Source organism: Actinosynnema pretiosum (assembly GCF_024171695.1).
Lineage (GTDB): Bacteria > Actinomycetota > Actinomycetes > Mycobacteriales > Pseudonocardiaceae > Actinosynnema > Actinosynnema pretiosum.
In genome coordinates this window covers 45,659-62,896 of record NZ_JAMTCF010000032.1, presented here as the reverse complement: position 1 = coordinate 62,896, position 17,238 = coordinate 45,659, and the positions used below count along the sequence as shown (strand labels likewise).

Genomic DNA, 17,238 nt, shown 5'->3' with positions numbered 1-17,238 from the left:
CGAGGACTTTCAGGACCTCGTCGAGGTAGCGGTAGGCGGTGGCGCGGGAGACGCGGTGGTCGCGGGCCAGGCGGGCGGGGTCGGTGTGGTCGCGCAGCCACCGCAGGCCCAATACGGCCTGGTTAAAGCAGGTCAGGGCGCGGGTTCCGGCGCGGGTGCCCCGGCGGTGGCGTTCGGCATTGAGCAGGTGGGCCAGGTGCCTGGCCAGTGCGTGGGGGACGTCGAGGATGGCAGGATGGGGGATCACAGGGAGTCTTTCCTGGACGGGGTCTTCGCAAATCCAGTCCTACCGGAAGGCTCCCTGTGCCATGCCCGCGGGACCTGACCAGCACAGACCTCACTGAGATCACCTCACCTGCGCTCGGGCTGCGCCAGGCCACACGGAGAAGAGGGACGCGGGATGGGGCGGCTGCGGGCTCGCTGCGCTCGCCCCGCAGCCCGCGAGGCGGCCTGGGCTGTGGGCTGGGAGTGCGGTCGGCTTGCGGTCCTCTGGGGCCTCGGCCTCGTTGTTGTTGTGGCCTCTCCTGGGGTGAAAGTGTGTGGGATTTGGTGTCTTGTGGTGGGTTCCGGGTTAGCGTCTGCGCGTGCTCGCCGAACTCTTCCGCCAGTCGGCCAGGGACTGCGCGGGAGCCAGTCCGCTCACCTCTGCGCTTCTCGCGGGCGCTTCTGCTGATCTTGATGGTGGTGGGCCCACCAGGCGGGTCATGGCCAATGCCGAGTGGGCTCGGGCTGGGGATGTGCCTGCGTTGCGGTTTGCGGCTGCGGTGCACCGGATCGTGCTTGAGGGGCGTGCGCCTGCGCTTGCCGCGCACTACCCGACCGTTGGTGGGACTCCTGAGCTCGGGGTGCTCTGGGCGGACGCTGCGGGGGTGGTGGAGGAGCACGCTGACGAGTTGCGGGCCCTCGTCGACACCACGACGGTGCAGACCAACGAGCCTGGGCGCAGCGGGCCGCTGTTCGGAGGGTTGCACACGGCTACGGCCCTCGCCGCTGCTGCGGCTGGGCGGCGGACGCCGTTTCCGGTGCGGTTGTTGGAAGTTGGGGCCAGTGGTGGGTTGAACTTGAGGCCGCACCGGGTGGCTTACCTGCACGGCGACCGGGTGCTCGGCGACCCCGGCAGCCCGCTCCGGCTCGACACCGGCTGGAGCGGCGAGCCCGACGGCGACCTCGACCGCCCGCTTCGCCTCGTGGGTCGTGGCGGCTGCGATCCCAACCCGGTTGACGTGTCCACTGTGGACGGGCGGCAGCACCTGCTCTCGTTCGTGTGGGCCGATCAGCGGGAGCGGTGGGTGCGGCTCGGGGCCGCGTTGGACCTGGCCCTCGTGGACCCGGTTCCGGTTCGGCGGGCGTCGGCCGCCGAGTGGTTGGGGGAGCAGCTCGCTCGGCCCGAGCGGGACGTGTTGACGGTGGTGTGGCACTCGGTGGTGTGGCAGTACGCGTCCGCCGCCGAGCGGGCGGCCGGGAGGGCGGTGCTCGCCGCTGCGGCTGAGCGGGCCACCGCGGCGGCTCCGCTGGCGCTGCTGGTGTTCGAGTCGCGACGTGGGCACGACCCGGCCCGGCCCTACGAGTTCCAGTTGCTGCTCAAGCTGTGGCCCGCCGGGCGGTCCTTGCGGCTCGGGGTCGGCGGGCCCCACGGGACGCCCTTCACCTGGGAGAGCGGCCCCTGGACGTGACGGGGGTCAGGGCTGGCCGGCGATGATCACCGTGACGGTGGCCAGCCAGCACAGGAGGAAGGTGAGGACCCAGAACAGGGGGTTGGTCAGGAGCCTGGTCATGGTGGGGTTCCCGTCGGTCGGGGCGTGCGGGGAAGCGACTACAGCCAGCGGTTCCTGCGGAATATCCGGTAGAGCGCGAGGCACGCCAGCAGGATCACCGCGATCACCAGCGGGTAGCCGAAACGCCAGTGCAGCTCGGGCATGTAGTCGAAGTTCATGCCGTACACGCCGACCACCATCGTCGGGACGGAGATGATCGCCGCCCACGAGGTGATCTTGCGCATGTCGCCGTTCTGCTGGAGCGTGATGGTCGCCAGCACGGCGTTGACGAGCGTGGTGAGCAGCTCGTCGAAGTTCATGACCCGCTCGGACACCTCGGTGAGGTGGTCGTCCACGTCGCGGAAGTAGGACCGCACCTGCTCGGGGATCAGCGGCGTGTAGCCCTCGGCCAGCCTGCGCAGCGGCACCGCCAGCGGCATCACCGCGCGCCGCAGCTCCAGCACCTCGCGCTTCATCAGGTAGATCTGGTCGGAGCTGACCCCGCCGCGCGGCGCGAACACCAGCGCTTCCATCTGGTCGATGTCGCTCTCGATCTTCGACGTCACGTCCAGGTAGTTGTCCACCACGTGGTCGGCGATCGAGTGCAGCACGGCGGCCGGGCCGATGCGCAGCTTGTCGGGGTCGCTTTCCAGCTGCTTGCGCACCACGGCGAGCCCGGAGTGGTTGCCGTGCCGCACGGTGATGACGAAGTCGCGGCCGAGGAACACCATGATCTCGCCGCTCTCGACGATCTCGTTCGCGGTGCTCGGCGACTCGTTCTGCACGTACCGGACGGTCTTGAACACCATGAACAGCATGTCGTCGTACCGGTCCAGCTTCGGCCGCTGGTGCGCGTGCACCGCGTCCTCGACGGCCAGCTCGTGCAGCCCGAACGTCTCGGCCACGCCCTGGATCTGCTCCTCGTCCGGCTCGTGCAGGCCGATCCAGACGAACCCCTCGCGGCGCTTGCGCACCTCGTCCACCGCGTCGGTGTGCGTCCAGCGGCCGGGCAGCCTGCTGCCGTCGACGTACACGCCGCAGTCCACGACGTACGCCGACAGCGGCACGGGCAGCGGGGCGCGGGCCGACTCGGTGCGGCGGGCGCGAACGGCGGAACGGCCTCTGAAACCGCTCAAACCGCCGAAAGAGGGCAGGCTGGGCACGGTGTACCTCCGGAGGGTGCGGGCGCGTCGAAGGTGGAGCGGTGAAACGACGACGGCACGTCCCCGACCGGGAGCAAGGGCCTAGCTGCGGGAAGCAGACCCTCCGATGAGGACGCGCGAGGTACTCGCAGGATGGGGATCGTTGCTCATCGCGACTCCTCACCTCCTCAGGTAGCGGTCCGGGCTCATCCCACGCATGGAGAGCCGCACGAACCAGTTCCAGATCCTACTCCCGTTCGATTCACGCTGTCGTGCAGCCCGGCCGGGAGGCCCGTCACACCGTTCGGGACGTCTGTCACACCGGGCGTGACAGCTGGGCCGCGCGGCTCCCACGGCGGGGTGCGCGACGCCGTGACCAGCGGGTGAGCCGCTCCGCGCGGTGCGGGACCGCCGCGTCTGGCCCCGACCCCGGCGGGGTACAACAGGGGCGGGAGCGGTGTTCCCACCCCGGAGGCGACGACGCCCCAGCGCTCCCCGACGGGGGCCGAGGGCCGTTCGCGCCGAAACGGCAGGCCCGAGCGAAGGAGCGAAGTGACCTCACTCGAACTGGTGCGGGAGCGGCTGGCGTCGTTCGCGGAGCGCGGGGCGGCCGACGTCTCCCCGCTGTACGCGCACCTGGCCGCGCGCGCCGCGGCCGACGACGCGGTGGCCGGTCTGCTGACCGCCGCGCCCGAGCGCTTCGCGCGCCCCACCCTGCTGCTGGCCGCCGCGCACCGGCTCGCGCAGGCCGAGCCCGTGCACCCGCTGTCCCGCTACTACCCGACGCTCGGCGGCACGCACGGGCCGGACGAGGGCACCTGGCCGCTGTTCCGGGAGTTCGTGCTGGAGCGGGCCGACCAGATGCGCGAGCTGATCTCCACCCGGAGCACCCAGGGCAACGAGGTCGGGCGGGCCGCGCTGATCTACCCGGCGCTCGCGCGGGTCAAGGGACCGGTGGGGCTGGTGGAGGTCGGGTGCTCGGCCGGGTTGTTGTTGGGCGTCGACCGGTACTCGTACCGGTACCAGACCGAGCAGGCCGGGCAGGTCGCCGTGGGACCGGCGAAGGCGACCGTGGGCGTGCACTGCGTGCTGGAGCTGGCCCCCGGCGCCGAGCTGCCCAAGCTGCCCAAGTCGGTGAAGGTCGGGGCCAGGGTCGGGCTGGACCGCGCGCCCGCCGACCTGGAGGACGAGGAGACCTACGCGTGGCTGGAGGCCTGCGTGTGGGCGGACCAGCCGGAGCGGCTGCGGCTGCTGGGCGTCGCCGCCGCCGCGCAGCGCAAGGCGAAGCCGGAGTTCGTGACCGGGGACGCGGTGGCGGACCTCGGGAAGGCGGTCGCGCTGGTGCCCGAGGACCAGCCGCTGGTGGTGCTGACGAGCATGGTGCTGCCGTACGTGCCGGTGGCGGACTTCGTGGAGGCGCTGCGCGGGGTGGGGCGGGCGCTGACGTGGGTGAGCCTGGAGGCGTACGGGACCGGGCTGGAGCACCTGCTGCCGGGGCGGTCCGAGCTCGAGGACGGGCACGTGGTCGGGCTGGTGCGGGTTGAGGGAGGAGAGGTGCGGTCGGCGGAGGCGCTTGCGCTCACGGCGCCCAGGGGGCAGCGGCTCACCTGGCTGGCATGAGGGCGCACCCAGGTCCTGGGCGGCGGCGAGGGCGCACCTAGGTGGCGTGAGGGCTCACCTGGTGGCGGTGCGGGCCGCCTGGCTCGTGTGAGGGCTCGCCCGGCCCGCCCCGGCCAGGACCGCGCTGCCGAGCCGGGGCCGCCGAGCCGGGGCCGGTCCGTCGAGCTGTGGGCGGTCGCCCGTGTCGCCGAGCCGGGGCCGCTCTGCCGGGCTGCGGGCGGTCCCCCTGGCTGCGGGCGGTCGCCTGTGCGGCGGTGGTCCCCGTGCTGTGGGCGGTCGCGGCGGATGATCAAGATCACACCACCCCGCCTTCCCGCTGCTCTCGGTGTGCTCGCCCTGTTCAGCGCTCACTAAGAGCACGTCGGTGAAGCGCTGGTCACCAACCGCACCTACGGCGTCACCCGCAGGTCAACCCCTCAACCACCCACTCCACCCGACCGGCTCGCGCCTCACGGGAACCTCACGCGTCCGGGTGGTAGAAAAGATCACCCCCGGAGCTCGGGACCGCCTTCCCTGCGGTCCGCGACCCCGGTGGCGATCACCGGTGTGGCGAAGATCGCAACTGCCGGTGAACAGGTGTGCCCGAAGCGTCGCCGGGGCATTCGATCTCCCGATAGGCGCAGGCAGAGGGCTTGCCTGCGGCTCGCGCGCGCCCTCGTGGCGGGGTGGCGCCGGAGTTCCTTGCTGCCCGGAGATCGTCACTCTGCGTATTTGTTTTGCGGACATTCGGACGATCAAGCTCCGGTGATCGGCCCCGAGGGGGCCGAACGGACGACGGCCCGTCGCGGTCCTTCCCTCACCTGGGGGATCGGGGCTGCGCAGCAGGTGGCGGGCTGCGGTCGGTGCCGGTCCCGGCGGGCCCGGAGCGGCGCATCGTGTCGCGCGTGCCCGGCGTTACGGCTACTCTCCGTTGTGGCACCGGATCGGCGGTGCTCCGCGCTGACCCATGTGCGGGACAAAGCTCCCAACGCGCTGCCCGGTGCGGTACAACGGGTCTCACTGGCGCCAAACGGGTGCGGTAGCGAACGGGGTTGATCATCGTGAACCTGAAGAAGATCCTCACCTTCGCCGGAGTCGGCTTGCTCTTGTTCTTCCTCATCGCGGAGCCGACCCAGGCGGCCCAGACGGTGACGAACATCCTGAACACGCTCCGGGAAGCGGCTGAGGCGCTCATCACCTTCGTGAAGCAGCTCTTCTGATCCAACCCGGCTCACCGGCTCCACCCCCACCGGCGCGGAGGGTCAACGCATGTTCGCACCACGAGACCCCGACGAGTACCTGCTGTCGACGGAGCGGAGGGTCATCAGGGTCCGCAGGCACTGGTCAGTGCTCCTGGGAGACCTCCTGGAGGCCTTCGCGCTGCTCGCGGGCTGCATGATCATTTCCTCGCTGCTGCCCCAGAGCCTCGGCTTCGTCCAGAACATCCTCTGGTACGCGTCGCTGATCGTGGTGCTCAGGCTGGCCTACCTCGTGATCGAGTGGTGGGTGGAGCGGATCGTCGTCACCGACAAGCGGTTCATGCTGACCTCGGGCGTCTTCGACACCAAGGTCGCCATGATGCCGATCTCCAAGGTCACCGACCTCACCTACGAGCGCACCTTCGTCGGACGCATGTTCGGCTTCGGCACGCTCGTCGTGGAGTCGGCCGGGCAGATCCAGGCGCTCAACCGCCTGGAGTTCCTGCCCAACCCGGAAGAGGTGTACGACGCCATCTCCGAGCTGACCTTCGGTGACAAGAAGGCGCAGGCCGAGCGCTTCTCCATGATCAAGGCCCAGCGGGCGGCCCGAGGTAAGAAGATGGTCCCCTAGTAGTTCAGACTGGGCGGGTGCGCATCGACCTGCACACCCACTCGACCGAGTCGGACGGCACCGACACACCCGCTGGACTGGTGGCCGCCGCGGCTGACGCCGGCCTGCACGCGATCGCGATCACCGATCACGACACCGCGGCGGGCTGGGCTGAGGCCGCGGCGGCGCTGCCCGCCGGGATGAGCCTGGTGCGCGGCGCCGAGCTCTCCTGCGCCTCCGACGACGGCCGGGGCAGGGTGATCACCGTCCACCTGCTCGCCTACCTCTACGACCCCACCTCGCAGGCCCTCGTCGAGGAGCAGCAGCGGCTGCGCCTGGAGCGCAGGCAGCGCTTGCGGGTGATGGCCGAGCTGATGCGCGAGGACGGCTTCCCCGTCGACCCCGACGAGATGATGGCGGCCATGCCCGCCGACGCGCCCGCCGGACGCCCCCACCTGGCGATGGCGCTGATCAGGGGCGGCGTCGTGGGCAGCGTGGACGAGGCGTTCGCCCGCTACCTCACCTCGGGCCGCTACTACGTGCCCCGCACCGACACCCCGGTCTCCCGCGCCATCCAGATGATCGAGGACGCGGGCGGCGTGACCGTGCTCGCCCACCCGTTCGCGGTCTCGCGCGGCCCGGTGATCAGCGAGGCCGTGCTGGCCTCGCTGGCCGAGCAGGGCCTCGCGGGCGTCGAGGTCGACCACCCCGACCACGACCCGGCGACCCGCGTCCGGGTGCGCGGCCTCGCCCGCGAGCTGGGGCTGCTCACCACCGGGTCCAGCGACTACCACGGCACCAACAAGACGGTCCGGATCGGCGCGGAGACGACCGCGCCGGAGGTGCTGGACGAGCTGGCCGACCGGGCGACCGGCTGCAAGGTCCTCACCGGGTAGCCGGGGCCGGGCGTAGGTCCGCGAGCGGTCGCGGACCCCGGCCGACGCGGGAACCCGCCCGCTAGGGGTGGTGCTCGGTGCGCGCTGTCGGTGGTCCTCGGTAGCGTTGTCCCCGTGCAGGAGCAGCTAGGCCTGGACTTCGGCGCGCCTCCGCGCAAGCTCGTCCGGGTCACCCCCGCCAAGCTGGCCACGTGGGCCGACTGCCCGCGTCGGTTCCGCATGACCTACGTCGACCGGCCGAGCCCCGGTCGCGGCGGCCCGTGGGCGCACAGCGCCATGGGCGCGGCCGTGCACAACGCGCTCAAGGCCCTGTTCGACCTGCCGCCCGCCCAGCGCTCGCCGGACCGCTCGGTCGCGCTGCTCCACCGCGCCTGGAAGTCGGACGGCTTCCAGGACGCCGAGCAGTCCTGGAAGTACCGGGACCGGGCCGCGGGCTGGGTGCGCGACTACGTCGAGGGCCTGGACACCTCGGTCGACCCGATCGGCGTGGAGCGCTGGGTGTCCGCGCCCACCGGCACGATCGTCGCCGAGGGCCGGGTCGACCGCATCGACCTGCGCGGCGGCGAGCTGGTGATCGTCGACTACAAGACCGGCAAGCACGCGCTGTCCACCGACGACGCGCGCGGCTCCCAGGCGCTCGCCCTCTACGCGGTCGCCGCCCGCCGCACCCTGCGCAAGCCGTGCGCGCGGGTGGAGCTGCACCACCTGCCGACCGGCTCGGTCGCGGTGTGGGAGCACACCGAGGAGAGCCTCGGCAGGCACGTGGCGCGCGCCGAGGAGTCCGCCGACGACATCGTGCTCGCCGAGAGCACCCTGGCGGCGGGCGCGGACCGCGACGAGGTGTACCCGCCGAGGGTGGGCAGGCAGTGCTCGTGGTGCGACTTCCGGCGGCACTGCCCCGAGGGCCAGGAGGCCGCGCCCCCGCTCGAACCGTGGGCGCTCCTCGCACCCTGACCACCCACCGCCCCGCTGGTGGAACGACGAGGGCGCAACCGACGATGGGGAAACAATGGCGATGAGTGACGCGGCGACCGTCGAGTTCCCGGCGCGACCCGCGCGCGTGCACAGCCCGCAGCGCCCGGACCCGACGCCGCTGCGCCTGTGGCGCGGCTTCAGCGGCTCCCTGGCGGCCGGGCTGGTCCTGCTGCTGGTGGTGGAGCTGGTCGTGCAGTTCTGGGCCTCGGACCACGCCGTGCCGGGTCCCGGCGCCGGAGTGGTCACCGGCCACGCCGTCGCGGCGGCGCTGGCGGTGGCGGGGCAGCTGGTCGCGGACCGCGCGCGGGGCTGGACGTCGGCCGCACTGGCGACGGCGGTGGTGCTGGTGACCGCGCTGGCCCTGTGGTTCCTCTGGTGGGCGTGACGACCACGGGCCCGATGAGCGTGGACGGGACGGCGGTGGACCTGACAGCGGTGGACCTGACAGCGGTGGGCGCGACGGCCGCAGCCCGGACGGCCACGGGCCCGATGAGCGTGGACTGACGACCGCAGACCGACGGCGGCGGGCTCGACGACCGCAGACCCGACGGCGGGCGCGTCAGTGCCCGCAGCGGTGCGGCGAGGCCGCGCCCCCCGAGCGCTCGCGGCCCGCTCCCTACCCCAGCCAGGACCGCCAGGTGGGCAGCAGCACCCCCAGCAGCTCCTCCGGCGCCTCGGTGTTCGGCGAGTGCCCCACCCCCGGCAGCACCCCGAAGTCCGCGTCCAACCGCTCGGCCATGTCCCGCTGCGCGATCGGCGACCAGGCGTCGTCCAGGTCCCCGCACACCACCAGCGCGGGCGTCCCTGACACCCGCAGGGCCCGCGCCAGCTTCGCCACCAGGTCCGGCTCGACCCGCAGGCCCTCGCCCATCCCGAGCATCGCCGCCGTCCCCGACCGCAGGTACCTGGTCCGCCAGAGCTCCACCAGCTCGGCCGACGCGGGCCCCCGCAGCGGATCGGCCAGCCTCCTGGCCTCGACCACCGCGTAAGCCGCTTCCAGCCCCCGCTCGCGCACCAGCCGCTCGCCCGCCTCCAGCGCCGTCCGCCGCGCCCCCTGCGGCAGCTCCGACGGCCCCGACGACAGCAGCGTCAGCCCGCTGACCCGCGCCCCGGCCAGCACCGCCCCGCGCGCCACCAGCCCGCCGAACGAGTGCCCCAGCAGCAGCACGCGCCTGCCCTCGGCGGCCAGCTTGCCCACCAGCTCCGCGACCACCGCCCCCAGCGCCTGCGGCCGGTGGTCCCGCTCCACCTCGGACCCCGGCGACTCGTGCTGCCCCGGCAGGTCCACCGACACCACCTCGAACCCGGCGTCGGCGATCGGGTCCAGCAGCGGCGCGAAGTCCTCCTTGCCGCCGGTGAACCCCGGCAGCAGCAGCGCCGTCGCGCCGAGGTCGACGCCGATCGCGGGCGCCCTCAGCGCGGCCAGGTGGCCGTGCCGCGACGGCAGGTCCACGCGGAGCGCCCGGTGCGGGGTGAGCTGCGACTTCTCCACCCCGCCGAGTCTGCCCTACCGCAGCGCGACCAGCTCGGGACCGCGCTGCTCCAGCACCACCGGACCGTTGGTCGCCATCACCACGTCACCGCCGTACCCGCCCCGGTTCACCGGGATCGTCCCGATCTCCTCGCCGGTCACCTGGTCCAGCACGACCAGCCCGTCCGCCACCGGCAGCAGGGCCTTCCCGGCGAGCGTGGTGCCCGCCCCGACCGTGCCCTCCCTGGTCCAGCGCGGCGTCAGGTCCTCCAGGGACAGCGCGATCGTGCGCGACCCGGTGTGCCAGTAGACGTTCGCGGTGCTGTGGTAGGTCGGCGTCACCCGGCCCGGCGGGTCGCCCGCCAGCTCGGCCTCGGTGACCTCCACCGGGATCTCGGAGATCAGCCCACCGGTCTGCGAGTCGAACAGCACCAGCTTGCCCGGCGCGGCCACCGCCACCCGGTTCGCCGTCACCGCGACCACCCGCGTGCCCGTGGCACCGACGCTCACCGTGGTGATGACGCCCGGCTCGTCCGACTTCTCCGGGTTCGGCTTGAGCACGGTCACCCGGTCGCCCGACTCCAGGTCGGGGCAGCGCTCCAGCACCGCGATCTTGCCGCCGGTCACCGCGAAGGAGCCGTACGTGCAGTTCGTGCGCGGCTGCTTGTTCGGGTTCACGATCGCCCTGAGCCTGCCGTACTCCATCGACCGCACCAGGTCGTCGCGCCGGTACACCTCGAAGTACCGCTCGCCGGTGACCACCACGTGCGAGCCCTCGTTCAGCAGCCGGGTGCCGGTCTCGGCGTCGCCGTCGCGCTGCGGGCCGCGCGCGCCGGAGGCCGCGTCCAGCGACGTGACCTCCGAGCAGTTCTCGCCCTTGGTGTGCACGGCGAACGGCCGGTTCCAGGCCGTGGACACCGTGCACAGCGGCAGGTCCCTGGCGTAGCGCCAGCGCACGTCACCGGTCAGCGGGTCCCGGCCGACGACCTCGCCGCCCTCGCCGGTCACCACGACCCCGTTCGCCACCACCGGCTCCGGCGTGGCCGGGCTGGCCGCCCGCCACACCTCGGACAGCGACGGCGGCAGCGCCGTCGCCTCCGGCAGCGCGGGCAGCTCGCTCGGCCCGGTCTGCGACGTGGTGGCGCGCACGTCGCTGGTCAGCCAGACCAGCAGGCCGCCGAGCAGCGCGCCCACCACGATCAGCGCCACCGCCGCGTAGTCGCGGCGGGTGCGCCACGGGTGCGCGGAGGGCGGTGGCACCGGTTCGTCCACCACCCCGTCGCCGGGGTGCTCCGGCCCGACCGGTGCCCGGAGCACGTCCTCCTCCGGCGCCCCCGGCACGACGCGCCCGTCCGACTCCGCCTGTTCCGGCTGGACCACTGCCCGGCTCCCGAGTGCTCGGCTTGATCGCTGTCGTGCCTCAGTCTGCCGAGGGAGCCGACTCGGTGGTAGCACCGGCCTCCCCGGCGGGGCGGCGGCGCCTGCGCCTGCGCGGCTTGGCGTCACCGGACGCCTCGCCCTTCGGCTCCTGCGCCGGACCGGTCGCCGGGACCGACTCGCCGCCGCCGACCTGCGCGGACGTCGACGTGCCGCCCGAGCCGTCGCCGGACGCCTCGGCCGACGCCACGCCGCCCCGGCTGCGGCGCCTGCGCCTCGGCCTGGTCGACTTCTCCTCGCCCGGCTCGCCCGCCTGCGCGGTCTGCGGGGCGCTCGACGCGGCCTCGCCCTCGCCGGAGCGGCCGGAGCGACCCGCGCGGCGACGGCCCTTGGCGGGCTTCTTGTCGCCCTTCAGGTTCTCCTCGGGCTCCGCGTCCAGGCCCGCGCGGGTGCGCAGCCCCAGCGGCAGCCTGCCGTTCGACCCGGCCGGGATGCCCAGCTCGGCGAACAGGTGGTCCGAGGTCGAGTAGGTCTCCACCGGGTCGCGCTTGTCCAGGTTCAGCGCGTCGCTGATCATCTGCCAGCGGGGGATCTCGTCCCAGTCCACCAGGGTCACCGCGACGCCCGTGCGGCCCGCGCGGCCGGTGCGGCCGATCCGGTGCACGTAGGTCTTCTCGTCCTCGGGGCACTGGTAGTTGACCACGTGCGTGACGCCCTCGACGTCGATGCCGCGCGCGGCCACGTCGGTCGCGACCAGCACGTCGATCTTGCCGGAGCGGAACGCCCGCAGCGCCTGCTCGCGCGCGCCCTGGCCCAGGTCGCCGTGCACGGCGGCCACCGCGAACCCGCGCTCGGCCATGTCGTCGGCGACCTTCTGCGCGGTCCGCTTGGTCCGCGTGAAGATCATCGACAGGCCCCGGTCGCGCGCCTGGAGCACGCGGGCCAGCAGCTCCACCTTGTCCAGCGCGTGCGCCCGGTAGATGAACTGCTCGGTGCGCTCGTGCACCGCGCCCGCGTCGTTCTCCTCGGCGCGCACGTGCGTCGGCTGGTTCAGGAACGTGCGGGCCAGCGTGATGATCGGGCCCGGCATGGTCGCCGAGAACAGCATGGTCTGCCGCTCGTCGGGCACCATCCGCAGCACCCGCTCGATGTCGGGCAGGAAGCCCAGGTCGAGCATCTCGTCGGCCTCGTCCAGCACCAGGCTGCGGACCTTGCCCAGCACCAGGTGGCGCTGCTCGGCCAGGTCGAGCAGGCGGCCGGGCGTGCCGACCACCACGTCCACGCCCTTGCGCAGCGCGGCGATCTGCGGCTCGTACGGCCTGCCGCCGTAGATCGCCAGCACCCGGACGTCCATGTGCTTGGACGCGTCGGTCAGGTCGTGCGTCACCTGGAGGCACAGCTCGCGGGTGGGCACGACCACCAGGGCCTGCGGGGTCCCGTCGCCGGGCGTGGTCACCCGCTGGAGCAGCGGGATCCCGAAGCCCAGCGTCTTGCCGGTGCCCGTGCGGGCCTGGCCGATCACGTCCTCGCCCGCCAGCGCGAGCGGCAGCGTGAGCTCCTGGATGGCGAAGGCGCGCTCGATGCCCGCCTCGCCCAGCGCGCGGACTATCTCCTCGCGCACGCCCAGCTCGGCGAACGTGGGGGCCTCCGGCTGGACCGGGGCGTTCGCCTCCAGCGGGCGGGAGTCGTCGGTGTCGGGCAGACCCGCTTCGCTGTGCTCCAGCTCCACCGGGTCCACGTGCGTGTCCTCGTTCGTCGCGGTCAGGATGATCGCCTCTCTCGTACCAGCGCGCACGGCCTGTACGGGCCGCTCGACCGCGCCGTCCGCTCTGGGCGGTCCGCTCGGGGACCGGGCGTGGCGCGGGAGGGCCTGCGAGGTTTGTGCGCGCACCCTCACACCAGGCGGCAGGGTGCCGCCGTGATCCACCCGTCTGCAGCGCACCGCTCCCCGGAGTCCGGGAGGACCCCGCTCGGGGACCCCGCTTCGGGGACCCCTTCTTGGGGCGCGGCGGCGTCGTGCGCCGGGCGTCAAGGGGAAACTGTACCCGGTGACCAGTCCGTTCGTGCTGGAAAGCCGCGCGGTCCGCGCGTGCGTCGCGCCTCACCGGGCCGACTAGGCTCGCTCGCATGAGCGACGCTGTGGCCGCTGGGGCGGTCGGGTCTGACCAGTTCGCGGAGGGGGTCGTCGACCTGCTCGGCGCGCTGGCGTACGGGGAGCTGTCGGCGTTCGAGCGGCTCGCCGAGGACGCGAAGGCCGCGCCCACGCTGACCGGCCGGGCGGCGCTGGCGCAGATGGCGGCGGCCGAGATGGGGCACTTCGCGCTCCTGGAGAAGTACCTCGCCGAGCGGAATCACTCGGTCGAGGACGCGATGACCCCGTTCGTGAAGGGCTTCGACGGGTTCCACGCGTCCACCGCGCCGAGGACCTGGCTGGAGTCGCTGGTCAAGGTGTACGTCGGCGACGGGCTGGCGGCCGACTTCTACCGCGAGGTCGCCGAGTGGCTGGACGACTCGGCGAAGCCGCTCGTGCTCGCCGTGCTGGCCGACACGGGGCACTCGGCGTTCGCCGAGCGCGAAGTCCGGGCGGCCTGCGAGAGCGACCCGGCGCTGCGCGACCGGCTCACCCTGTGGGGGCGCAGGCTCCTCGGCGAGGCGTTGACGCAGGCCCAGTACGTGGTGGCCGAGCGGGACGGGCTCGCCGAGCTCATCGTGCGCGGATCGGGTGACCTCGCGGGCATCGCGGCGCTGTTCCGCAGGCTCCAGCAGAGCCACACGAGGCGCATGGCGGCGCTCGGACTCGGCTAGGGTTGCGATCGGTTAGCCATCAACTCGCGCACGGAGGTCAGCGTGGAGGTCAGGGTCGGCGTTGTGGACAGCCCTCGGGAACTGGTCGTGTCGAGCGCACTCACCCCCGAAGAGGTCGAGTCCCAGGTCGGTGACGCGCTGAAGGCGGGCAGCGGTCTGCTCACGCTGGTCGACCAGAAGGGCACCCGCTTCGTCGTGCCCGCCGCGCGCGTCGCGTACGTGGAGATCGGCCCGGCGGACGGCCGGAAGGTCGGCTTCGCGGCGAGCTGAGCCGGGCCGCCGGTCCACGACCGGCTGAGCCGCACGAGTTTCACCCGAGGGGGTGGCGCCGGACCGGTGCCACCCCCTCGGCGCGTCCGGGTGAGGGCGGGGGCGCCGGACCGGGGCGGGGGCGGGCGGGGACTTCGGCGCTCGCGGGCCGGTGGTTCGGGAATCCTGCGGGTCGAGCGCTCAGGCCGTGGGGAACGGGGGCGCGCCGGTGCCCGCGACGCGGTAGCGGCCCCACGGGTCCTCGTCGCCGAGCGAGCCGGTCGCCGTTCCGGTCGGGGTGCGCAGCCCGGCGGTGCGCGCGCCCGCCGCCACCAGCTCGGTGACCAGCGGGTCCGCCGCGATCCGGCCGTACCAGTGGTACCGGCCGTCGATCGGCTGGAAGAACCCGCGCAGGTCCACCTCCACCGGCACCTCGCGGTCGCCGATGAGCAGCACCGCCGGGCCGGAGTAGCCCTCGTGGTCCCCGTGCTCCCCCTCGGGGCCGCCGGGCCCCGCCGCCGCGCCCGTCACGGCTGCTCACCGCCCACCAGCCGCAGCCCGGCCGAGCCCGCCGCGCCCGGATCGGCCTGCCCGCCCGCAGGGCCCGCCCCCGCCGGACCGGCGGGCGCGGTGATCCGGGCCCCGATCGGCTCGTCCGGGTCCAGCACGACCCCGGCCGACCGCAGCAGCCCGTCCAGGGCGTGCCAGATGATCGTGCTCAGGTAGTCGCCCAGGCTGGCCCGCGACATCGACTGGCGGTCCAGCCACCAGTCACCGGCGTTCTGCACCATGCCGACCAGCGCGTGCGCCCACGGCTCGGCCCCGCCCGAGTCCATCCCGTTGGCCCGCAGGAAGTCGCCGAACAGCCTGGTCAGCGCGGTGGCGATCATCGCCTTGTCCTCGCCGACCACGTCCTGCTCGACCGGTCGCTCGGCGAACGCCGCGCGCACCACGAACCGGTACAGGTGCGGGTGCTCCTCGATCACCGACAGGTAGGCGTCGACGATCCGGGTGATCCGGGCCCGCAGCGACCCGTCGCCCTCGATCGCGGGCCCGAGGCGGTCCATCAGCAGCTCGGTCGCCCGGCTGCCCACGGCCAGGTACAGGTCGGCCTTGTCGGCGAAGTGCCGGTACAGGACGGGCTTGCTCACCCCGGCCTCGCCCGCGATCTCGTCCATGCCCACGTCGGCCCCGTGCCTGGCCACCGCCCGGATCGTGGCCTCGACGAACTCGGCCCTGCGCGCCTCGCGGTGGCCCTTCCAGCGCTCCCGCCGCGCGTCCGTCCCGCCCTTGACAGTCCGCACCATGCGGCGCACGCTACCAGAGGTAACCGTTACTTCGGGTAACACATATTTTGGGGAGGGCGCAGTGGCGAGGGAGCTGAAGGTCACCGACCGGGAGAAGACGGCGGAACGCCTGCTGAACTCCTCGGCGGCCAGGTCCTACGACCCCGAGGTGGACATCGACTGGGCGGCCCCGCTGGTGGACGGCCTGCGCTACCTGCCCGAGCACCGGACCTCGCTCTACGGCACCGAGCTGTGGGCCGGGCTCGACCGCGAGCAGCGGATCGAGCTGGGGCGGCACGAGCTGGCCAGCGTCGCCAGCGTCGGCCTGTGGTTCGAGGTGCTGCTGATGCGGTTGCTGCTCAAGGACGTCTACTCGGGCGACCCGACCAGCAGGCACGTGCAGTACGCCCTCACCGAGATCGGCGACGAGACCAGGCACTCCACGATGTTCGCCCGCATGGTCGAGCGGATCGGCTGCCCCGCGTACGGGCCGGGCAGGCGGGTGCACCGGCTGGGCAGGCTGCTGCCGGTGATCGGCTACGGGCCGGCCGTCTACGGGGCGATCCTGGTGGCCGAGGAGGTGCTGGACCGGTTGCAGCGGGAGATGACCGCCGACGAGGGCGTGCAGCCGCTGGTGCGCATGGTCAACCGCATCCACGTGCTGGAGGAGGCGCGCCACGTGCGGTTCGCCCGCGAGGAGGTGGTGCGCGGGATGCGCGGGCTGAGCCGGGCCGAGCTGCCCTACCAGCGGTGGCTGCTGGCGGTGGTGGCCATGCACATCACCCGGTCGCTGATCCACCCCGAGGCGTACCGGGCGGTGGGGCTGGACCCGGTGGAGGCCGCGCGCGCGGCGGCGGGCAACCCGCAGTGGCGCGAGACGATCCGGTGGGCGGGGGAGCGGGTGGTGGCGTTCCTGGACGAGGTCGGGCTCGTCGGGGCGCCGGGCGGGTACGCGTGGCGCAGGTCGTTCTTACTGGGGTGAGGTGTTGCACGAGGGCGACGGCTCCCACGCCGATCCGGTCCGCGTCGCGCTCGCGACGCGGCGGTGGTCCGGTTGTGGCGTGCTGCCCGTCGCCCTCGTGCTGCACGAGCGACCTGGTTCTTGCAGCACCTCAGTGCTGCAAGGGGAACCCGCCGCCGATGCCCTTCCAGGCCAGGTTGGAGATCAGCGTCACCGCGTCCTCCTTGGGGATCGCCCGGTCACCGGCGAGCCACGAGCGGGCCGTGACCTGGCTCAGCCCGACCAGTCCGGTGGCCAGCAGGCGCGCCCGGTGCTCGTCGAGGCCCGCGTCCGAGGTGATCGTCGCGGTGATCGCGTCCACGCTGTCCGCCGTCGCCCGCTCGACCGCCGACGCCACGGCGGGCTCGCCGCGCAGGTCCGACTCGAACACCATCCGGAACGCCTGGCCCTGGTCGTCCACGAAGTCGTAGAACGCGGCCACCGCCGCGCGCACCCGCTGCTTGTTGTCCGTGGTCGACTCGATCGCGCCGCGCACCCGCGCCACCAGCCCGTCGACGTGCGACTCCAGCAGCGCCATGTACAGCTCCAGCTTGCCGGGGAAGTGCTGGTACAGGACCGGCTTGCTCACCCCGGCGCGCTCGGCGATCTCGTCCATCGCCGCCGCGTGGTAGCCGTTCGACACGAACACGTCCTGCGCCGCGGCCAGCAACTGGGCGCGCCGCGCGGTCCGCGGCAAGCGCACGCCGCGCCCGGCGGAGCCACCGTTCTGCCCGACCGTCTGGGCCGTCTCCGTCATCAGCGTGTCCTCCTGGCGCACCGGTCCGCGCGCCGATCCTCGTCGTGCCCGCGGGCGGGCTGGAACCGTTCGGCCACCCGTCAACCTTACTCGCTGGTAGGAGCCTCGCCCGTGAGCT

18 protein-coding genes and 1 pseudogene are annotated in these 17,238 nt (G+C 73.2%); 11 read left to right on the top strand and 8 right to left on the bottom strand.

The window, feature by feature from the left end; all coding sequences use genetic code 11:
* Positions 1-247 (bottom strand): annotated as a pseudogene (locus LV78_RS38995) (IS5/IS1182 family transposase); the annotation flags it as partial.
* Between the two features lie 337 nt (positions 248-584).
* On the opposite strand from LV78_RS38995, the gene LV78_RS38990 reads away from it, so the two are divergent.
* On the top strand, positions 585-1,673 hold the full coding sequence (locus tag LV78_RS38990) for a DUF2332 domain-containing protein (protein WP_253851226.1): 1,089 nt from the start codon (positions 585-587) through the stop codon (positions 1,671-1,673).
* A gap of 140 nt (positions 1,674-1,813) precedes the next feature.
* Here the strand turns inward: LV78_RS38990 and corA are convergent, their stop codons facing one another.
* A complete protein-coding gene (gene corA, locus LV78_RS38985; RefSeq protein WP_253851225.1) occupies positions 1,814-2,917 on the bottom strand; it encodes a magnesium/cobalt transporter CorA in 1,104 nt (367 codons plus the stop codon).
* A gap of 531 nt (positions 2,918-3,448) precedes the next feature.
* Here corA and LV78_RS38980 point away from each other — a divergent pair.
* The 7 genes from LV78_RS38980 (at position 3,449) to LV78_RS41370 (ending at position 8,679) form a co-directional block, all read left to right on the top strand.
* A complete protein-coding gene (locus LV78_RS38980; RefSeq protein WP_253851223.1) occupies positions 3,449-4,516 on the top strand; it encodes a DUF2332 domain-containing protein in 1,068 nt (355 codons plus the stop codon).
* Positions 4,517-5,556: 1,040 nt separating this feature from the next.
* Positions 5,557-5,715: a hypothetical protein gene (locus tag LV78_RS38975; protein WP_012783441.1), complete on the top strand. Its 159-nt coding sequence runs from the start codon at positions 5,557-5,559 to the stop codon at positions 5,713-5,715.
* 49 nt (positions 5,716-5,764) lie between these two features.
* A complete protein-coding gene (locus tag LV78_RS38970; protein WP_012783442.1) occupies positions 5,765-6,325 on the top strand; it encodes a PH domain-containing protein in 561 nt (186 codons plus the stop codon).
* A gap of 17 nt (positions 6,326-6,342) precedes the next feature.
* Complete coding sequence (locus LV78_RS38965) at positions 6,343-7,200, top strand: PHP domain-containing protein (protein ID WP_253851222.1); 858 nt, start codon at positions 6,343-6,345, stop codon at positions 7,198-7,200.
* 114 nt (positions 7,201-7,314) lie between these two features.
* A complete protein-coding gene (locus tag LV78_RS38960; RefSeq protein WP_253851221.1) occupies positions 7,315-8,154 on the top strand; it encodes a RecB family exonuclease in 840 nt (279 codons plus the stop codon).
* Positions 8,155-8,215: 61 nt separating this feature from the next.
* Positions 8,216-8,560, top strand: a complete 345-nt coding sequence (locus tag LV78_RS38955; RefSeq protein WP_253851219.1) for a hypothetical protein — start codon at positions 8,216-8,218, stop codon at positions 8,558-8,560.
* Positions 8,557-8,679, top strand: coding sequence for a hypothetical protein (locus LV78_RS41370; RefSeq protein WP_301308210.1), 123 nt, complete (start codon positions 8,557-8,559; stop codon positions 8,677-8,679). Before LV78_RS38955 ends, LV78_RS41370 begins: the two co-directional genes overlap by 4 nt.
* A 112-nt stretch (positions 8,680-8,791) precedes the next feature.
* Here the strand turns inward: LV78_RS41370 and LV78_RS38950 are convergent, their stop codons facing one another.
* Genes LV78_RS38950 through LV78_RS38940 form a run of 3 tightly spaced genes read right to left on the bottom strand, consistent with a single transcriptional unit; the run spans position 8,792 to position 12,818 of the window.
* Positions 8,792-9,667 carry an alpha/beta fold hydrolase gene (locus LV78_RS38950; protein WP_253851217.1) on the bottom strand — a complete coding sequence of 292 codons (876 nt, stop codon included), beginning with the start codon at positions 9,665-9,667 and terminating at the stop codon, positions 8,792-8,794.
* Between the two features lie 15 nt (positions 9,668-9,682).
* Complete coding sequence (locus tag LV78_RS38945) at positions 9,683-11,026, bottom strand: Rv3212 family protein (RefSeq protein WP_253851215.1); 1,344 nt, start codon at positions 11,024-11,026, stop codon at positions 9,683-9,685.
* Positions 11,027-11,066: 40 nt separating this feature from the next.
* Entirely contained in the window at positions 11,067-12,818 is a 1,752-nt protein-coding gene (locus tag LV78_RS38940; protein WP_253851213.1) for a DEAD/DEAH box helicase, read from the bottom strand.
* A 332-nt stretch (positions 12,819-13,150) separates the two neighbouring features.
* On the opposite strand from LV78_RS38940, the gene LV78_RS38935 reads away from it, so the two are divergent.
* Positions 13,151-13,828, top strand: a complete 678-nt coding sequence (locus tag LV78_RS38935; RefSeq protein ID WP_253851212.1) for a ferritin-like fold-containing protein — start codon at positions 13,151-13,153, stop codon at positions 13,826-13,828.
* A gap of 42 nt (positions 13,829-13,870) precedes the next feature.
* The gene (locus LV78_RS38930; protein WP_253851210.1) at positions 13,871-14,098 is read left to right on the top strand and encodes a DUF3107 domain-containing protein; all 228 of its coding nucleotides are present in this window, start codon (positions 13,871-13,873) and stop codon (positions 14,096-14,098) included.
* Between the two features lie 180 nt (positions 14,099-14,278).
* On the opposite strand, the gene LV78_RS38925 is transcribed toward LV78_RS38930, so the two are convergent.
* Positions 14,279-14,608 (bottom strand): DUF4873 domain-containing protein, encoded by a 330-nt coding sequence (locus LV78_RS38925; protein WP_253851209.1) that lies wholly within the window; start codon positions 14,606-14,608, stop codon positions 14,279-14,281.
* On the bottom strand, positions 14,605-15,384 hold the full coding sequence (locus LV78_RS38920) for a TetR/AcrR family transcriptional regulator (RefSeq protein WP_253851208.1): 780 nt from the start codon (positions 15,382-15,384) through the stop codon (positions 14,605-14,607). The genes LV78_RS38925 and LV78_RS38920 overlap by 4 nt, the downstream gene beginning before the upstream one ends.
* A gap of 61 nt (positions 15,385-15,445) precedes the next feature.
* On the opposite strand from LV78_RS38920, the gene LV78_RS38915 reads away from it, so the two are divergent.
* Complete coding sequence (locus LV78_RS38915; protein WP_253851206.1) at positions 15,446-16,345, top strand: AurF N-oxygenase family protein; 900 nt, start codon at positions 15,446-15,448, stop codon at positions 16,343-16,345.
* A gap of 130 nt (positions 16,346-16,475) precedes the next feature.
* On the opposite strand, the gene LV78_RS38910 is transcribed toward LV78_RS38915, so the two are convergent.
* Positions 16,476-17,120, bottom strand: a complete 645-nt coding sequence (locus LV78_RS38910) for a TetR/AcrR family transcriptional regulator (protein ID WP_253851204.1) — start codon at positions 17,118-17,120, stop codon at positions 16,476-16,478.
* Positions 17,121-17,238 lie beyond the last annotated feature (118 nt).